This window comes from Endozoicomonas acroporae (assembly GCF_002864045.1).
Taxonomy (GTDB): Bacteria; Pseudomonadota; Gammaproteobacteria; order Pseudomonadales; family Endozoicomonadaceae; genus Endozoicomonas; species Endozoicomonas acroporae.
In genome coordinates, this window is record NZ_PJPV01000068.1 from 1 (window position 1) to 15,379 (window position 15,379).

Sequence of the window (15,379 nt, forward strand, 5' to 3'; positions counted from 1 at the left end):
GCTATGTGACCGGAGTTGTAACGCCGCAGAGTGACTGTCCACTTAGTCAGAAAATATGATTTCATTTGGTTAACTACTTAAAGCAGAGAGTTGTTTCATCATATTCTGGCTCCGTTTACAGGCTGGATAGCGTTTGTTGTCCACAGACTTCGCTCTCGGCCTTCCACAATCAGCCTGAGTTGTTGCTGAACTCCGGGGGGAAGACGACGATAATCTTTTGGTTTCAGAGCCAGATAAATGGGTTGTGAAGAAGGTTCGGTAACCGCTTTATTCAGTATTGCAAGAAGTGCCTCTTCGTCCCTGATTTCTATAGCTTTGCCGCTGGAATAAAACTGTCCGGAGAAAGGTCGTTTCGGCCAGAAATAGAGGGCGGAGGATGAATAATCCGGTTGCTGCCTGTACACATCGAGGATGCCTGCGGCGGAGTTTTTGTGATCCTTGATGGTGATACAGATCACCAGGATCAATAGTGGCACCAGGCTGCCGGGCAAGGCTAGCCAGTAACGGAGTTTCCGAGGATTTCCCACAGTCCGCTCAGCGGCGGATATCTTATTAACCATGTCGCCCAGGTAGTCGGCGATCAACAAAGCCAGAGCCGGAATACCCGGCAATACATATGTCCACAGGATATTACTGGCCATAGTGAAGAACAGCATCGGGCTTAACATCCAGCACCAGAGAAACAGCCGCCACTGCCGGGTCTGGTTAGCAGCCTCTGTACACTGACTGGCATGACTATCCGTCATCTGTCGACTTTTCCACCAGGCCAGGGGTAATACAATATTCCAGGGCAGGGCGGCTCCCAGCCAGAGCAGCCAGATCATGCCTTTGGGTTGAATATGGGCAGAGCCATAAAGGTCGCCCTCCCAGCCCCCTACCAGGAAACGGCGGAAATGTTCACCAACAATAAAGTAATCCAGAAAACCGGGGCTTGCCCGCTCTGCCAGAACGTACCAGGGAACGGTAATTGCCAGCATTAAACAAGTGCCTTTTATCCAGGGAAGCCTGGACCAGATAGTCAGCAACCGTTGTTCAGGCAGGCACCAGAGAAACACGGGTATTCCCGTTAAAATAAAGGTAATGGGACCTTTTGCCAGCAAGCCGATGGCCAGTCCCACAAAAAACAGGTAACCCCAGATAGCTGCACCGGGACGAAACCAGGACTGCCAGAATGACACCAGGGTCAGGGTGGTACCGGCTAACAGAACCGTATCGGTCATCACCGCACCAATGCTGATGGAAAAAACGACGGTGGTTGCCAGCACAGCTAACGCCATGGCTGCCCGGATACGGTCACCCTGGTCAGCGGCCAGTTTCCAGACCAGCGCCAGTACCAGCATCCCTGTCAGAAAGTGTGGAAAACGGGCGCTGAACTCACTGACACCGAAGAGTTTGAAACTGATGGCAGAAAGCCAGGTGTACAGGGGAGGCTTACCCCAGAACGGGACATTGTAGTCAAACTGGGGCGTAATCCAGTTGCCTGTTTCCGCCATAATACGGGCAATCTCACCGTACCGCGCTTCTGTGGTATCCATCAGCGGATAGAGACCGAGACTGATTAAGCGAACCGTCAGGGCAACCACAACCACCATTATGGATAACTGCATCATACGTAATGCCAACGACTTCTGACTGTGCATCATGAAGCAACCCCAGTGAGACGACGATTTGCAGGTTTAATGGATTTTTTCATCACCAGGTAAAGGGGGCGTTGTTTGGTTTCAATAAAAATACGCCCGATATACTCCCCCAACAGGCCAATGGCCAGCAGCTGAACGCCGCCCAAAAACAGTGTTGCCACCATCAGTGAAGCGTATCCCGGAGGTGCGATACCCAGGGTAAGCGCCTTGAACACAATCACCAGGGCATAAAGCACCGCCAGGGTGGCGGTAAGAAAACCACCCCAGGACGCCAGCCTCAGGGGTTGAATGCTGAATGAGGTAATCCCTTCAAATGCCAGGCCAAGTAACTTAAGGTAGTTCCACTTGGTCTCTCCGGCTGCCCGGGGATCGCGATCAAAGAACAGTACTTTCTGCCGGAACCCCGGCCAGGAGAAAAGCCCTTTCATATACCGGGTCTTTTCCGGCAGTGCATTGATATGATCAACCACACGGCGACTGAGCAGGCGAAAATCACCAACATTTTCCGGGATCGGTATATCTGAGAGGCGGTTTAGCAACCGATAGAAAACGTCTGCCGACGTTTTTTTCAGCCAGCTTTCACCGTGGCGCTCACGACGGCGCATATTGATAATGTCGTAGCCTTTACGCCATATATCCACCATATCGGGAATCAGTTCCGGTGGATCCTGCAGGTCGCTGTCGATCAGGATCACTGCGCTGCCCCGGGCAGCTTCAATACCAGCGCTCATGGCGGCTTCCTTGCCAAAATTACGACTGAGCCTGATTAACACCTGCTCGCTGGTATTCTGGGATAACAGCTGGAGTTTGCGCCAGGTTTCATCACTACTGCCATCATCAATGTAGATAATTTCCGAACCGGTGGACATGGCATCCAGAACACAAGTCAGACGACGATGAAACTGCTCCACCACCGCCGCTTCATTGAACAAAGGTACTATTATAGATAACTCAACATCCGTTTTTGATTGTTGTTTTATAAGTTGATAGTCGTATTCCTCCGACTGGTAAGAGGACATTGCATAGAGGGACATGAACGTACACCCTGAATTCTAATAGATGGTCAGCATCTTAAGTGGCAGGACGTGAAAAAAATGTCCGAGACATAAATTTCACTTTTTTTATGATAATTTCCGCCTCGGTACACCCTTGGAATGAATCAATCCATCCGAACATAAACCCATATGCGTTGAGAGGATACGCCCTATGCGCTTACTACTGGTGGAAGATAGCCGTGATGTTGCCGGTATCCTCTTCGACTACTTTGAAGCCCTTGATTACGAGCTTGATTATGCCGCCGATGGACGACAGGGTCTGACTTTAGGCCTGGAAAACAGTTATGACATCATCCTTCTGGATGTCATGCTGCCAGGCATGGGTGGCTTCGAAATCTGCGCCGCGCTGCGCCAGCAGGGCATCACCGCCCCCATTCTGATGCTGACCGCCCGTGATACCCGGGAAGATACCTTATGTGGCTTTGGACAGGGAGCAGACGACTACGTTATTAAACCCTTCGATCTGAATATCCTGCAGGCTCGGATTGAAGCACTGGTCCGCCGGGTTCACCCGGAACGTTTCCAGCAGACATTACGCTGTGGCTCACTGCAACTGGATATGCGCACACGGGAAGTGTTCCGCGAGGGACAGAGAATTATCCTCAACCCCACCGGATTCCGCATTCTGGCCCTGTTGGCTGGTAAAGCCCCGGCTACGGTTACCCGGGAAGAGATAAGTTATAGCCTCTGGAAGGACAATCCTCCGGATGGTGATATCCTGCGCAACCATATCTATCAACTCCGGAGCCAGGTAGACAAGCCCTTCAATAAAGCACTGATTGTCACAGTACCCAAAACCGGTTACCGGCTTGACTGCAATGAATAACACAGGGCGTAAAGGTATTGGTCAATACTCAAGGCGGTCTTTCCGGTTTCAGATCACTTCGGCATTTATCCTGATGGCTTCCGTGGTTGTGCTGATTCAAATGTTTCTTTTTGGCGTGGCTATCAAGGACTCTGAAGACGCCGTGATAGAACGCCGCCTGAGCTTATACCGGGATATCGCCCTGCGTGGCTTCCAATACCATATGGATAATAACGGAGTGTTATCCATAGATTCGCTGACCACAGCCTACAAAGGGCACGGTCATTTACCGGATCATTTGCGCGAGAACATTAATCAAGGGTGGCATGGAGTTCAGGAAATCTCCCTGAACAACGACTCGGAAGAATATATGGCGCTGACAGTTTATGAACCGTCGGTAGCCAGGGACGAGTTGATTTATATTATTGAAAATATCTCCCAGCTGGAAGCCAATGAACATCAGAGTGCACTGCAAGTCGGTGTATATTCCATCGCCGGTATTATTCTTTTTGCCCTGACCTGCCTTTCCATGGTTTTTATTGTTCGGAGGCTGACGGCTCCCTTAATAAAACTCAGTCATCAGCTGCATCATGCTGAATCCGACGATTTATCATTACTGGATATTCCAAAGTACGCGCCGGAAGAAGTACGACAACTGGTCACCAACCTCAATCATTACCGACAACGTCTGAAGCACCTGATTGAACGTGAAAGATCTTTTACCAGTTTCGCAAGCCATGAACTGAGGACACCACTGACGGTTATGCGTGGAGTCGCGACATTATTGACGATCTCTACCGAACCATCGTTTATTCAGCGACAGCAGCAGCGTCTGATCAAGGCCACAACAGACATGAATGACGTTGTAGAAACCCTGCTGGGTCTTATTCGTGACGCAGGACAGGAACGCTCTGTCCCGACAAGCATTGGCAGGGATATTCTGGAGCAGGTGCTGGAAGATAACCGTCAGCTATTGACCAGCAAAGCGGTTGATGCCGGGGTTATTCTAATCAGCAACCCCATTGTCCGGGCACCAGAATCGGTTATACGGATCCTGCTTTCTAACCTGGTGCGTAATGCAATGGCCCATACGTCCCACGGCAGTGTCACGGTGGAGGTCAATGATCAATACCTCAGGGTCATTGATAGCGGAAGTGGTCTGAACACACAATCACAGACCCATGAAGGATATGGTATCGGACTGCTGATCGTTAATGACATATGTCGTAAATATGGCTGGACATTTTCACTGACCGGTAACAACGGGCAACCGGGCTGTACCGCATCGGTACAGTTCAATCCCGGTCCTGACCAATAGCCTCGAAATGCTACAAGGCATTTCCTCAGGTTTTCATAAAAATAAACCGCCGGGTTAACAGGTAGTTGAAAATAAGACCCACACTAATACCCAGAGCCTGAGCCAGCAGCGGCCAGTACGACAGCGGCGTAAAGTGGATCAACAGCCAGAATGTACCTACATTGGGCAGAAAACCTGCTCCCGACAGCACCATATAACTGAACCACTGCCTTATAAGGGATAAAACAGTCTGGCCTGTCAGGGTTTGCCCGTAGGTAAACACCCGGTTGCAGAGCCAATTACAGCTTGCCGCTCCCCAGAAAGCAATAATCCGGGCATCCATCACCTCCATACCCGCTTTCATCAGGATCATTAACAACAGGCTGTCCACTACAAACCCTGATCCTCCCACTAGACAGAAACGCAGGAAATAACGCTGATGCTCCTGCCCTCGGCTGATAAATATCTGCATATAAAAAAACGCAACAATTAATGGCTTCAGGCTCCGTACCCTACATGAACCTGTGTGAAAGAAACGTCTTCGGACGCAATTTTCACATTACTCACGTCCACTGCGGTCTGATCATCACCCGCCATGTGAGTCAGTCACCCAACGATAAAAAAGAAGTTACCCCTACACTAAACCAGCTAAAAATTCTGGAGCCGGTACTTGGTAAAGCCAAAGGACTTCTGGGAGACACAGGCTACTTCAGCGCATCGAATGTTTTGGCTGTGGATAAAGCGGGTGTGACACCCTATATTGCTGTCAAAAGAGATGTCCACAACCAATGACTGGCTTCAGAAGGCTTGTGGAGACTTCTGAGGCCAGACTGGTCAAAAATCACATTATGAGCAGCCTGTGACCGTCAGTCCGGCAGGCTGCTAGTGCAGAAAGGCGCTAATACCACACAGCTATCAGGAACCCGGTGACGAGGCGCAGGCGTCTTCTACGGTGTAGTTTTCATTGGCTTGAGCGCAGCCGTCTTCTTTTCTTCCGGTTTAACGGCAGTAATCGTATTAATGTGCATCCCTTTTAATACATTCAACGCCTGATTCAGCTGATAATCCTCGGCCAATAGCTCCGCTACCTCTTTCTCTGCCTTACTGGCCCTGGCTTTCTTACTGTTGGATACATCATCTTTATTGCCATTGCTAAGATGTCGTTGCAAATCGGCTTCCTTATACTGCTGAGGGGCATCAATCGGGGTTACTTTGGCACGCTGGACCAAAATATCCGGCTTAATCCCTTCGGCCTGGATGGATCGGCCATTGGGCGTATAATACAAGGCAGTGGTCAGTTTTAATCCCTTGGCTGCATCAACACTCAACGGTAAAACGGTTTGTACCGACCCCTTGCCAAAAGACTCGGTTCCCATCAGCACAGCACGCTTATGATCCTGCAGGGCACCGGCAACAATTTCGGAGGCTGAGGCTGAACCGCCATTGATTAACACCACCAACGGGACGCCCTCTGACGGGTCATCAACCGATGCGCTAAACCTCAACTCAGAGTTTGGAATACGACCTTTGGTGTAAACAATCAACCCTTCGCTGATAAAGGCATCGGTAACGCCAACCGCAGCCTGCAGCACACCACCCGGATTGTTACGCAGGTCAAGAACCAGCCCGTTAAGTTTGCTGTCTTTCTGTGCTTGTTTGAGTTCTTTCAAGGTATCCACCAGCTCATGGCCGGTATCCGCCTGGAACTGACTGACACGAATATAACCATAACCCGGCTCAAGATGCCTGGCCCTGACACTCTGGACTCGGATAACCGCCCGCTCCAGGGCAATCTCAAGGGGCTTCTCCACACCCTCACGGACAATCGTCAGCTTGATCGGGGTGCCTGCCTTACCGCGCATCTTATCCACCGACTCTCCCAGGCTCATTCCCTTAACCGATACATCATCCAACTTGATGATCAGATCCCCTGCCTGAATGCCGGCCTTGGAGGCAGGAGTGTCATCAATGGGGCTCACCACCTTGATAAAGCCATCTTCCATGCCCACTTCAATACCCAGGCCACCAAATTCTCCGGAGGTATTTTCTTCCAGCTCCTTGAAGTCATCCGGTTTCAGATAAGCAGAATGAGGATCAAGCCCGCTGAGCATTCCCTGAATGGCATTTTCCAGCAACGTCCTGTCATCGACTTCCTCAACATAGGCTTTTTTGATGCGTTCCATGACTTCGGTGAAGGCCCGAAGTTCATCAAGAGGCAGCTTTCCTTTTGGCTGCTCACCGTGCCCGGTGTCCTGAGCTACTGGAGACTGGCTGTTGATTTCAGCGGCAGGCGCCTTTGGGGTCTGTTCTTCCTGAACAGCCGTATCAGCCCAGCCATTGAATGCCAGTCCGGTAGCCAGCACCAGGGCCGATGCCTTGATAAGCCGGTGGAGGTTAAAAATCAAATTCATGAATGCTCCCGAGCATTATTTAATTCAGTGAAGTATAGAAATTACTTATCGGTATCACCGTTTGAAACTACACTGAGTTCGGGATACTCTCCGACAGTGGTACATGGTTTGGATTCCCTTCCTCACTTACGGCCAAGCCATAAAGATGGGTCTTGGGGTTTGCCCTTCAGGCGCACTTCAAAATAAACGCCCTCAGTCTGCTGCCCTCCACTCTGACCACTCAACGCCAGTGGCTCACCCGCCAGCACCGTATCACCTTCCTGCCTGAGAAGGGTGTCATTGTGAGCATACAGCGTCAGGAAATTATCGCCATGGTCAACGATCACCAACAGGCCGTAACTGCTCAGCCAGTCGGCAAAGATAACCCGGCCATCATGAACGGCATTAACCGTTGTTCCGGAGGTTGCGGCAATGAACATGCCCTGCCAGCGCATGCGTGTTTCCGGATTCTGATCGTTGAACTTAAACAACACACGCCCTTTTACCGGCCATAACAGCTTGCCTTTACGACTGTTGAAAGACTCACTGTTACCGAGCTGCCGACTGATAATACTGGCCAGCACCTTATCCAGCTTCTCTCGCTCCTGTTCCAGTTGTTTAAGTGCTTTTCCTCCCTTTTGATAACGACTCGCCAACTCACTCAACCGCTGTTTACGTTCAGACTGCTGTTTGACCAGGGACTGCTTTTTCTGGTCAATCACGGCTTTTTCCTGATTCAGTCGGGTGAGGAGGGTTTGCTGGTCATGTTCCACAGATTTCAGTTCCGCAAGGGTTTTCTCATACTCACGGATGGACTGAAGTTGTGCCTTTTGAAAGTAATCAAGATAAACCAGTTGTCGGGAAACAGTGTCCGGATCTTCCTGGTTCAGCAATAGCTTGATGCGGCTGTCACCCAGACTCTTATAAAGCGATTGCAGACTCCGGGCAACCTGAACCTTCTGTTGTTCACTCTTTGCCGTCAGTCGCTGCTGACGGCTCTGGAGCTTTTTTATTTCGCCCTGCCCCTCCTTAAGGCGAGCTTCCAGCGTGATGATATCGGTGTTCAGTTGTTGAATGGCCTTGTCGTTCTTCTGCACCTGTTTCTGGGCAGAAGTTCGTGCCGCATTGAGGGATTCCAACAGCTCTTTCGTATGTTGGATATCACTTTCAATGGCTTTGATTTCTGCCTCGGTTGCCACCTGTTCATTACTGATACCCAACTGAGGAATGATTGAGCAGGCAGCAAACAACAGTGCTGTGAACATTTTTTTATATCTGCCCGGGAGCAGCGAATTGAAAAGCATCATGGGAGGTGTCTTTGGCTATTGGCGAAAATTCTAAGTAGTCAGAAAATACGATTTCATTTGGTTAACTACTTATCAGTATGCCTGCAATTAAAGACCAGATATAGACAGGGAAAGGGTGACACTCATTTGAATGAATGAGTGTCACGGACGTTTACTGTTCAGGCATTGGCCTGTGCAATGAGTATTTTCTGGATGGTGGCGGGAACCTGTTCATAGCGACGGAAGGTCATGGCAAACTCACCCTCACCAGAGGTCATGGATTTCAGCGCATTACTGAACTCCATCATAAACAACCACCCGAATATCCTGCATCGGGTAACCGGCAATGGCCCCGGTGTTCATCACTTCACGCACCCCTTTTTCTACTGCCGGAATATACTGGCTGGGTATCACACCGCCGACCACCTCACTGGCAAATTGAAAACCGGCCCCACGTGGTAATGGCTCAATTCTCAGGAAAACCTCGCCGAACTGACCAGAGCCACCACTTTGTTTCTTATGTCGATGATGACCCACTGATGCTTCGAGAATAGTTTCACGGTATGGGATTCCCGGTAACCGCGTCCCCACATCGATGTTATAAACAGCCTGCAGTTTTTCCAGAACCACCTGCAGGTGCGTGCTGCCCAGACCACTGATGATGGTTTCATTCTGCGACTCCCGATGCTCAACCATCAGGCTGGGGTCTTCAAGTGTCATGCGATGCAAGGCATCGGATAATTTCCGCTCATCACCATGACGGATGGTATCAATGGCCAAACTGCTCATGGGCTCAGGACAAGCCAGCGGTTCCAGATAGAAATGGTCTTTATCATGGGAGTCGTGCAATACCGCATCAAAGTGAATGTTATCGACTTTTGCCACGGCACAGATATCTCCCGGCCCGGCAGAACTCACTTCCTGCGACTGGCTTCCCTGCAGTTTCAGCAGATGATTTACCCTGAAAGCCTTGCGTCCATCGCCAATATAGAGCTGGCTGCCTGTTGTTACGGTGCCCTGGTGGATTCTGAATACCCCCATACGGCCAATAAAGGGGTCAGTCACCACCTTGAAAACATGGGCTATCTGGGCTGACGGATCAGCGGTAACTGTAGCAAAAGCGCTTCAATCAACGAGGATTTACCACAACCAGCGTGCCCAAGCAGGGCGATATTTCGGATAGGGTCGCAGTGTAACTCAGCCCTGTCGGCACCGGCGATACCACTTTTCATAATGTGCGCCTCACATCTTCATTGTTATATTGGCGCTAAGTATATGGAGGCTGTGAGAGGCTTATCTTGCCAGATGTCAATAAACCGGAGTAAACATAACACAAATCGTGTTCTGGAGAAGCACGTTCCCCACATCATCTTTACGGAGTCAGTTTGTGACTGTCATTGATTGACTTAAGCGATATTTTCATTTTGTACAAAAGGTTTTTCGCACTACACTGCTCGAAATCCAACTGAAATAGTTTATTGATCAGGTTTGTGACATTCCTTATGGTCCATTTACGGGCATTAATGCCAAAATCAGAGGGTTTCTGGCTTTCCAGGATTGTCCTGAGTTCCATTTTTTGTTTATCCCTTATGCGATGAGCCTTCTTGGCTTTCTTGCTGGAGATGTGATCAGATGAGCTAATTATGCCACACAGTGGCCGTGGCGTTGGATGTTGTCTAAAGAGTCTGGACAGTTCCAGCTCTTTCCTGCTTCCCGACAAAAAATCCCGAATATACTCATCAAGGGCGTTTTTAGGTAAGACTTTTTTCGATTCCTCAATCAGACCCTTATATTCTTTTAACTCTGCTAAACGTTGAAAGTACTCCTGCTCCCGGGTACAAGAATCCGCTGTTGCAGATTCCGGAGGGTTATAGCAGTCCATATCGTTAGCAGTCGGAGGGGTTCTTTGCTCACTGTTATTTCCGGGAAAGTCAGTTTCTACTATTGGCATTTCATATCGTTCGAACGTCTGATTACCCATTATGTTGAACGATGGTTTATTATGTTCGCTAAAATCATAATATTGCTGACCTGTGAAGCCCTCGCCAAAATACCCCCCGGAATAAACAGGCCGAACAGAACGATAACCTCTCTCAAAACAGCAAGAATCGCCTTCAATCCGGTCACCCACACTGGCAGCCATTGCCCTCATGGGCACCACCTCTGTGCATTGATATGTGCAAAAGCGGGCAGGTTCACCCGCAATCCGTGGTAACTCAACGTTGCCATAACTTACGAAGGTCGGTATTGGAGCTAAATAAATATATCCGGGATAAATCATGAAGAAAGCCCAAATAAACAATAATTAACGTAATCGATATCAATTAGACAACTAAATTGGCAAGAGATTTCATAAGTTCGAAGTATTCCTCTGGTACAATAGAAATTACATTGTGATTAAAGCAGGTGTTCATGAAACTGACTTTTCTGGGAACTTCGGCCGGCATGCCCACCACCGAAAGAAATGTCACGGCACTGGCGCTGGCCATCGATGATGCCAGACAATGGTATCTTGTGGACTGTGGTGAAGGTACGCAACATCAGCTGCTTCGCTGTCGCTATACCCTCAACAATCTTAAAACCATCTTTATTACTCATGTTCACGGCGATCACATGTATGGCCTGCCCGGGCTGATTACCTCTGCCAGCATGCAGGGTCGCCAGGCTCCCCTGACCATCTGCGCGCCTGACGGCGTTCGGCAGTTTGTGGAGGCGGCATTACACTATGCCGATGTTCTGGAACTGCCATTCAGTATTGAGTTTATTCGCAGCGACCAGTCGGCTTTTCACTATCAGGATACCCGGGTTGCTGTCACGGCTCACCAGCTCTCCCATCGTGTGCCAAGCTTTGCCTATCGTTTTGCGGAAAAAACACTCAGCACCCAGCTGAACATTCAGCAACTGACGGCACTGGGCGTTCCCAGGGGAGAGCTATGGGGGCTTTTGCAAAAAGGGCAGAGCATTACTCTTGAAGATGGCCGGACGATACTCCCTGAACAGGTTCTGCAACCACCACCCGCCAGCCGGGTTGCCATTATTGCGGGTGATAACGATAAGCCGGAATTGCTTATTGATGCACTGCAAGGCAGCCATCTATTGGTTCACGAAGCCACACTCACCGACGCCGCCCTGCAAAAAGCCGGACCAGTCTGGATGCACAGCTCAGCCCGCATGGTTGCTGAAGCAGCAGAGGCCAGCGGTGTTCCCAATTTGATTCTTACCCACTTCAGTGGCCGCTATCAGCGCTCTGCAGAGGCTGGAGCCAACAGTATCCATGCGTTAAAAGCAGAAGCTGAAACGTACTATTCGGGTAATACAGGCATGGCCCGTGATTTCAGTACCTGGGTAGTGGATAGGGACGGTCGGCTGGTTGAAGCAGATTGAAATCTGGATTTCCATCCTGGTAAGAAGGTTTTTGAAAAGGAATACCTCCCCTGCGGGCAGCGTTTATCCCTTTCCTATTTTTTCCGTTTCACTCTGAGGTCTGCGCTGATGCCATAAATATTTACATCGACCTGTTCTACCACCATGAAGTCATTGCCAGAAGTGATAATACGGCGTGCACGATCAAGTACATCGCCTGCAGACGTGTGATCAAATTCCAGGTATTCACCGCTCAGGGCAATAACAACATCCTCCATGGAACGGGGCAGCACATCCTCGGATACGTTGATAACGATTTTTGAATCAGAATCAAGTCGGATTTTTCCAGTGGCCTTAAGCAGGGGCTTATTCCAATTATGATCTTCTGGAAAATAATCAAGTTTTGTTATGGTGATATACGTGGTTCCTCCAGAGCCATTAAAGTCAGTAACAACGGATCCCTGTTCAAACGATAACGTACCTTTATTCCTTACATTACCGCTGCTGGTGATGACCCCAAGGGAAGCGACCGCCCCCATACTGTTGACAAAGTGCCCATCACTCCAGTAACTGCCAGCGGTCAGTGTTCCCTCATTGATGGCCGTAAATATACTTCCGGAAATATTCAGCCCCATAGCAACATTAACTGAGCCACCCGCTCTATTGGTAAAAGGGCCGTTGACATTCATATTACCATTTATGTTGATTGAGCCAGCGTTATCGATACCGTTAGAATCATAATTTTCGCTCAAAGAGAGCATATTACCTCGGACCATGACCTCTTCAGCCGTCGCTGGAGAAGCCAGCGCAGCGGAAAGCCCGGCCATGACAATGAATCTGAGTACTGGTTTTTTATACCTGTCCATGGGGCTTATATCCTTTTTCCGGAGTTAAACAATAGCGATTTCAGTCCATTCGTTTTTCTGTCGGCACGCTCAGGGAGGAATTTAAAAATGAGGTGGCTATCGCAACAAGCAGGCCTTGACGATAGCCGGTGACGTCCATTCCGGATTAAAAATCCAGCATGTAGTCCTTAGTGTTTACCGGGGTTTTCAGCTCTCCAGTTGCTTGCAGATAGTCAGCAAATGCCTGATAACGGCCCGCATCCCTGGCGGCAGGTCGCAGATCAAAACGGGGAATGGTGTCAAACCAGGCGCGGCGGTTCAGTTCATTATCCAGCTTCTCCGGGCTGTAATCCCTGAAGATCTCCCAGGATTTTTCCGGGTTATTCACAATATATTGAGTGCCCAGTTCAATCGCCCTGAGAAAACGACGAATGGCGTCTTTATCGTGCTGCTTGCTGTTGGCGATAAAAATCAGTTCATCGTAAGGCGGGATATTGTTTTCCTCGTAATAGAACATACGGCCTTTACGCCCTTCAATCGCCAGCTGATTCAGCTCGAAGTTACGGTACGCGCCCATGATGGCATCCACCCGGCCACTCATCAGGGAAGAGGAGAGGTTCCAGCCCACATTGACCAGTTTTACATCCCCGGCACCAAACCCGTAAGGTGCAAACAGCGTGTCCAGAATGGCATTCTCTATGCCGCCAATATTCAAACCGATGGTTTTACCTTTCATATCCTTCAGGGATTTGATCGGGCTGTCATCCAGAACCAGCAGGCCGTCCAGGGGGGTGGCCACCAGGGTTCCGGCCCAGGCAAGGGGAAGGCCGTTGGCCACCCCGTGAATCATGCTGGGCTGATAGTAAACGGCAAGGTCCACCTTTTCTGCCGCCACCAGTTTGGGAGGAAGGTTGGGGTCTGCCGGTTCCTGAATAGTCACCGTAAGCCCCTGGTCTGCAAAGTAGCCATTCTGCCGGGCAATGATGATGGGGCCATGATCCGGGTTGACAAACCATTCCAGCATCAGGGTCAGCTCTTTCAGCTCCCTGGCCGGTGTGCTGCTGGATACCTGAGTGCTGGCGCTGGCCTGCAGGCTGATGGACAGCAGCCACGCCATTGCCCATAAAAAAGTGTGTCGCATCAGTTTATTCATTTCTTATTCCTGGGAAGTCTCCGGTTGCCACGGAATGAGTCTGCGTAAAACACGGTCGGTAGTGTAGTAAAGGGTGACGGAACAGAAGGCCAGCACGGTGAGCGCAGCAAACATCTGGTCAGTCCAGAGTCGTGCGTTGGCCTGAAGCATCAGGTAGCCAAGGCCAGCGCTGGAGCCAACCCACTCTCCGACAACGGCACCAATCGGTGCCACCACAACGGCTACCCGCAGCCCGGAAGCCAGGGCTGGCAGTGCCGCAGGCCAGCGGATATGGCGCAGAATGGCCAGCCGGTTGCCGCCCATGGTCTGGGCCATATCCAGCCAGCCCTGATGGGTATGGCGCAGTCCGTCATAACAACAGGTGGCCACGGGGAAAAAGATCACCAGAATGGTCATCACCACTTTCGACGTCAGGCCGTAACCAAACCAGAGCATCAATATCGGTGCGAGCGCGAAGACCGGAATGGCCTGGGTAATCAACAATGGCGGTAAGAGCCAGGGTCTTAACGCGGTGAAATAGACCAGCACCAGCGCCAGAATAATGCCCAGCAGAACACCAAGTAACAGACCCAGCAGCATTTCACTGAGGGTAACCAGCGTGTGTTCCCACAGCAGGCTGGCATTGTCAACCATGCTGTTGGCCACCGCCAACGGACCGGGAAGGATGTAGGATGGCATCTCAAAGGCCATCACCAGGGTATGCCAGAGCATCAGCAGGCCAATAAGGACGACAAAGGGTTTGACGGAGTCTTTCATTCTTTATGGCACTCCAGCCTGTTCATCAAACGACTCATGACGTAAACGATCCAGCAGTTTGCCCTGTAAGGCCAGCAGGTCATTATCATCCAGTGAGCGGGGTGTCTTGCCCGGTGGCGTAATGGCATCCGTCAGTCGGGCCGGATGTCCCCTCAGGTGATAAACCTCATGGCCAAGGCGCAGGGCTTCCAGGGGGTCGTGGGTGATTAACAGCACCGTACGGTTCTGTAACAGCTCACAGGCCAGGTCTTGTAAATTGAGCCGGGTGATGGCATCCAGTGCGCCGAAAGGTTCATCCATTAATACCAGTGGCCGGTTTTCCATCAGCGTCCTGGCCAGTGCTACCCGCTGGCGCTGACCGCCGGACAAGTGCTGGGGCAGAACGTCGGCTTTTGCGTTCAGTCCTACCTTTTCCAGAATGGACATGGCCTGGTCCTGAACCTCGGCTGATAAGAGCGGACGACGGGTGAACACATCGGTCAGATTGCGACGCAGGCGCTGCCCCAGGGTGATATTGTCCAGTACCGAAAACCAGGGCAGCAGCAGGTCCTGCTGCGCCATCCAGGCGATTCGGTGATGAACCGAAAAGCCATCCTGACAAACCACTTCTCCCGTTGTCTCGCCCGCAGGCAGACCGGCAATCAGACGCAGCAGACTGGTTTTACCCACCCCGCTGCCGCCCAGAAGGCAGGTCCACTGGCCGCCTTTAAGGGTCAGGTTGAGGTCGGTAAAAACACAGTGGTTGCCAAATCTCAGGCTGGCCCGGCGAATAATCACATCAAACATGCG

17 protein-coding genes are annotated in these 15,379 nt (G+C 50.6%); 4 read left to right on the top strand and 13 right to left on the bottom strand.

Going from position 1 to position 15,379, the window contains the following annotated elements:
• Positions 1 to 98: 98 nt before the first annotated feature.
• Both CX664_RS11845 and CX664_RS11850 read right to left on the bottom strand, forming a co-directional pair.
• On the bottom strand, positions 99 to 1,643 hold the full coding sequence (locus tag CX664_RS11845; protein ID WP_101746940.1) for an ArnT family glycosyltransferase: 1,545 nt from the start codon (positions 1,641 to 1,643) through the stop codon (positions 99 to 101).
• Positions 1,640 to 2,674, bottom strand: a complete 1,035-nt coding sequence (locus tag CX664_RS11850) for a glycosyltransferase family 2 protein (RefSeq protein WP_244910653.1) — start codon at positions 2,672 to 2,674, stop codon at positions 1,640 to 1,642. Before CX664_RS11850 ends, CX664_RS11845 begins: the two co-directional genes overlap by 4 nt.
• Positions 2,675 to 2,846: 172 nt before the next feature.
• Here CX664_RS11850 and CX664_RS11855 point away from each other — a divergent pair, with 172 nt between their 5' ends.
• Together CX664_RS11855 and CX664_RS11860 are read left to right on the top strand one after the other, a co-directional pair.
• On the top strand, positions 2,847 to 3,521 hold the full coding sequence (locus CX664_RS11855) for a response regulator transcription factor (protein ID WP_101746941.1): 675 nt from the start codon (positions 2,847 to 2,849) through the stop codon (positions 3,519 to 3,521).
• A complete protein-coding gene (locus CX664_RS11860; protein WP_101746942.1) occupies positions 3,514 to 4,818 on the top strand; it encodes a sensor histidine kinase in 1,305 nt (434 codons plus the stop codon). Before CX664_RS11855 ends, CX664_RS11860 begins: the two co-directional genes overlap by 8 nt.
• A 25-nt stretch (positions 4,819 to 4,843) precedes the next feature.
• Here the strand turns inward: CX664_RS11860 and CX664_RS11865 are convergent, their stop codons facing one another.
• Positions 4,844 to 5,269, bottom strand: coding sequence for a GtrA family protein (locus tag CX664_RS11865; RefSeq protein ID WP_101746943.1), 426 nt, complete (start codon positions 5,267 to 5,269; stop codon positions 4,844 to 4,846).
• A gap of 44 nt (positions 5,270 to 5,313) precedes the next feature.
• Between CX664_RS11865 and CX664_RS11870 the strand changes: the two genes are divergently transcribed.
• Positions 5,314 to 5,589, top strand: coding sequence for a transposase (locus tag CX664_RS11870; protein ID WP_101746944.1), 276 nt, complete (start codon positions 5,314 to 5,316; stop codon positions 5,587 to 5,589).
• Between the two features lie 155 nt (positions 5,590 to 5,744).
• Here CX664_RS11870 and CX664_RS11875 read toward each other — a convergent pair whose 3' ends face one another.
• The 6 genes from CX664_RS11875 to CX664_RS11890 all read right to left on the bottom strand — a co-directional run bounded on the left by CX664_RS11875 (position 5,745) and on the right by CX664_RS11890 (position 10,625).
• On the bottom strand, positions 5,745 to 7,208 hold the full coding sequence (locus tag CX664_RS11875) for a S41 family peptidase (protein WP_101746945.1): 1,464 nt from the start codon (positions 7,206 to 7,208) through the stop codon (positions 5,745 to 5,747).
• Positions 7,209 to 7,330: 122 nt separating this feature from the next.
• On the bottom strand, positions 7,331 to 8,494 hold the full coding sequence (locus CX664_RS11880; protein ID WP_101746946.1) for a murein hydrolase activator EnvC family protein: 1,164 nt from the start codon (positions 8,492 to 8,494) through the stop codon (positions 7,331 to 7,333).
• Between the two features lie 158 nt (positions 8,495 to 8,652).
• A complete protein-coding gene (locus tag CX664_RS27775; protein WP_276328483.1) occupies positions 8,653 to 8,781 on the bottom strand; it encodes a hypothetical protein in 129 nt (42 codons plus the stop codon).
• Positions 8,765 to 9,538 carry a hypothetical protein gene (locus CX664_RS11885; RefSeq protein WP_244910654.1) on the bottom strand — a complete coding sequence of 258 codons (774 nt, stop codon included), beginning with the start codon at positions 9,536 to 9,538 and terminating at the stop codon, positions 8,765 to 8,767. Before CX664_RS11885 ends, CX664_RS27775 begins: the two co-directional genes overlap by 17 nt.
• 17 nt (positions 9,539 to 9,555) lie before the next feature.
• A complete protein-coding gene (locus tag CX664_RS25665; RefSeq protein WP_145999957.1) occupies positions 9,556 to 9,705 on the bottom strand; it encodes an ATP-binding cassette domain-containing protein in 150 nt (49 codons plus the stop codon).
• Between the two features lie 140 nt (positions 9,706 to 9,845).
• Positions 9,846 to 10,625: a hypothetical protein gene (locus CX664_RS11890; protein ID WP_101746947.1), complete on the bottom strand. Its 780-nt coding sequence runs from the start codon at positions 10,623 to 10,625 to the stop codon at positions 9,846 to 9,848.
• A gap of 260 nt (positions 10,626 to 10,885) precedes the next feature.
• On the opposite strand from CX664_RS11890, the gene CX664_RS11895 reads away from it, so the two are divergent.
• Positions 10,886 to 11,857: a ribonuclease Z gene (locus tag CX664_RS11895; RefSeq protein WP_101746948.1), complete on the top strand. Its 972-nt coding sequence runs from the start codon at positions 10,886 to 10,888 to the stop codon at positions 11,855 to 11,857.
• Positions 11,858 to 11,931: 74 nt separating this feature from the next.
• Here the strand turns inward: CX664_RS11895 and CX664_RS11900 are convergent, their stop codons facing one another.
• From CX664_RS11900 to CX664_RS11915, 4 genes are all read right to left on the bottom strand, one after another.
• Positions 11,932 to 12,702 carry a hypothetical protein gene (locus CX664_RS11900; protein ID WP_101746949.1) on the bottom strand — a complete coding sequence of 257 codons (771 nt, stop codon included), beginning with the start codon at positions 12,700 to 12,702 and terminating at the stop codon, positions 11,932 to 11,934.
• 145 nt (positions 12,703 to 12,847) lie between these two features.
• Positions 12,848 to 13,834: an ABC transporter substrate-binding protein gene (locus tag CX664_RS11905; protein ID WP_101746950.1), complete on the bottom strand. Its 987-nt coding sequence runs from the start codon at positions 13,832 to 13,834 to the stop codon at positions 12,848 to 12,850.
• A gap of 3 nt (positions 13,835 to 13,837) precedes the next feature.
• The gene (locus CX664_RS11910; protein WP_101746951.1) at positions 13,838 to 14,590 is read right to left on the bottom strand and encodes an ABC transporter permease; all 753 of its coding nucleotides are present in this window, start codon (positions 14,588 to 14,590) and stop codon (positions 13,838 to 13,840) included.
• A gap of 3 nt (positions 14,591 to 14,593) precedes the next feature.
• Positions 14,594 to 15,376 carry an ABC transporter ATP-binding protein gene (locus CX664_RS11915; protein ID WP_101746952.1) on the bottom strand — a complete coding sequence of 261 codons (783 nt, stop codon included), beginning with the start codon at positions 15,374 to 15,376 and terminating at the stop codon, positions 14,594 to 14,596.
• Positions 15,377 to 15,379 lie beyond the last annotated feature (3 nt).

Excerpts from the sequence above, each read along its gene's own strand:
- CX664_RS11845 (WP_101746940.1), bottom strand. The coding sequence starts at position 1,643 with ATGATGCACAGTCAGAAGTCGTTGGCATTACGTATGATGCAGTTATCC.
- CX664_RS11850 (WP_244910653.1), bottom strand. The coding sequence starts at position 2,674 with ATGTCCCTCTATGCAATGTCCTCTTACCAGTCGGAGGAATACGACTAT.
- CX664_RS11855 (WP_101746941.1), top strand. The coding sequence starts at position 2,847 with ATGCGCTTACTACTGGTGGAAGATAGCCGTGATGTTGCCGGTATCCTC.
- CX664_RS11860 (WP_101746942.1), top strand. The coding sequence starts at position 3,514 with ATGAATAACACAGGGCGTAAAGGTATTGGTCAATACTCAAGGCGGTCT.
- CX664_RS11865 (WP_101746943.1), bottom strand. The coding sequence starts at position 5,269 with ATGCAGATATTTATCAGCCGAGGGCAGGAGCATCAGCGTTATTTCCTG.
- CX664_RS11870 (WP_101746944.1), top strand. The coding sequence starts at position 5,314 with ATGAACCTGTGTGAAAGAAACGTCTTCGGACGCAATTTTCACATTACT.
- CX664_RS11875 (WP_101746945.1), bottom strand. The coding sequence starts at position 7,208 with ATGAATTTGATTTTTAACCTCCACCGGCTTATCAAGGCATCGGCCCTG.
- CX664_RS11880 (WP_101746946.1), bottom strand. The coding sequence starts at position 8,494 with ATGATGCTTTTCAATTCGCTGCTCCCGGGCAGATATAAAAAAATGTTC.
- CX664_RS27775 (WP_276328483.1), bottom strand. The coding sequence starts at position 8,781 with ATGATGGAGTTCAGTAATGCGCTGAAATCCATGACCTCTGGTGAGGGT.
- CX664_RS25665 (WP_145999957.1), bottom strand. The coding sequence starts at position 9,705 with ATGAAAAGTGGTATCGCCGGTGCCGACAGGGCTGAGTTACACTGCGAC.
- CX664_RS11890 (WP_101746947.1), bottom strand. The coding sequence starts at position 10,625 with ATGAGGGCAATGGCTGCCAGTGTGGGTGACCGGATTGAAGGCGATTCT.
- CX664_RS11895 (WP_101746948.1), top strand. The coding sequence starts at position 10,886 with ATGAAACTGACTTTTCTGGGAACTTCGGCCGGCATGCCCACCACCGAA.
- CX664_RS11900 (WP_101746949.1), bottom strand. The coding sequence starts at position 12,702 with ATGGACAGGTATAAAAAACCAGTACTCAGATTCATTGTCATGGCCGGG.
- CX664_RS11905 (WP_101746950.1), bottom strand. The coding sequence starts at position 13,834 with ATGAATAAACTGATGCGACACACTTTTTTATGGGCAATGGCGTGGCTG.
- CX664_RS11910 (WP_101746951.1), bottom strand. The coding sequence starts at position 14,590 with ATGAAAGACTCCGTCAAACCCTTTGTCGTCCTTATTGGCCTGCTGATG.
- CX664_RS11915 (WP_101746952.1), bottom strand. The coding sequence starts at position 15,376 with ATGTTTGATGTGATTATTCGCCGGGCCAGCCTGAGATTTGGCAACCAC.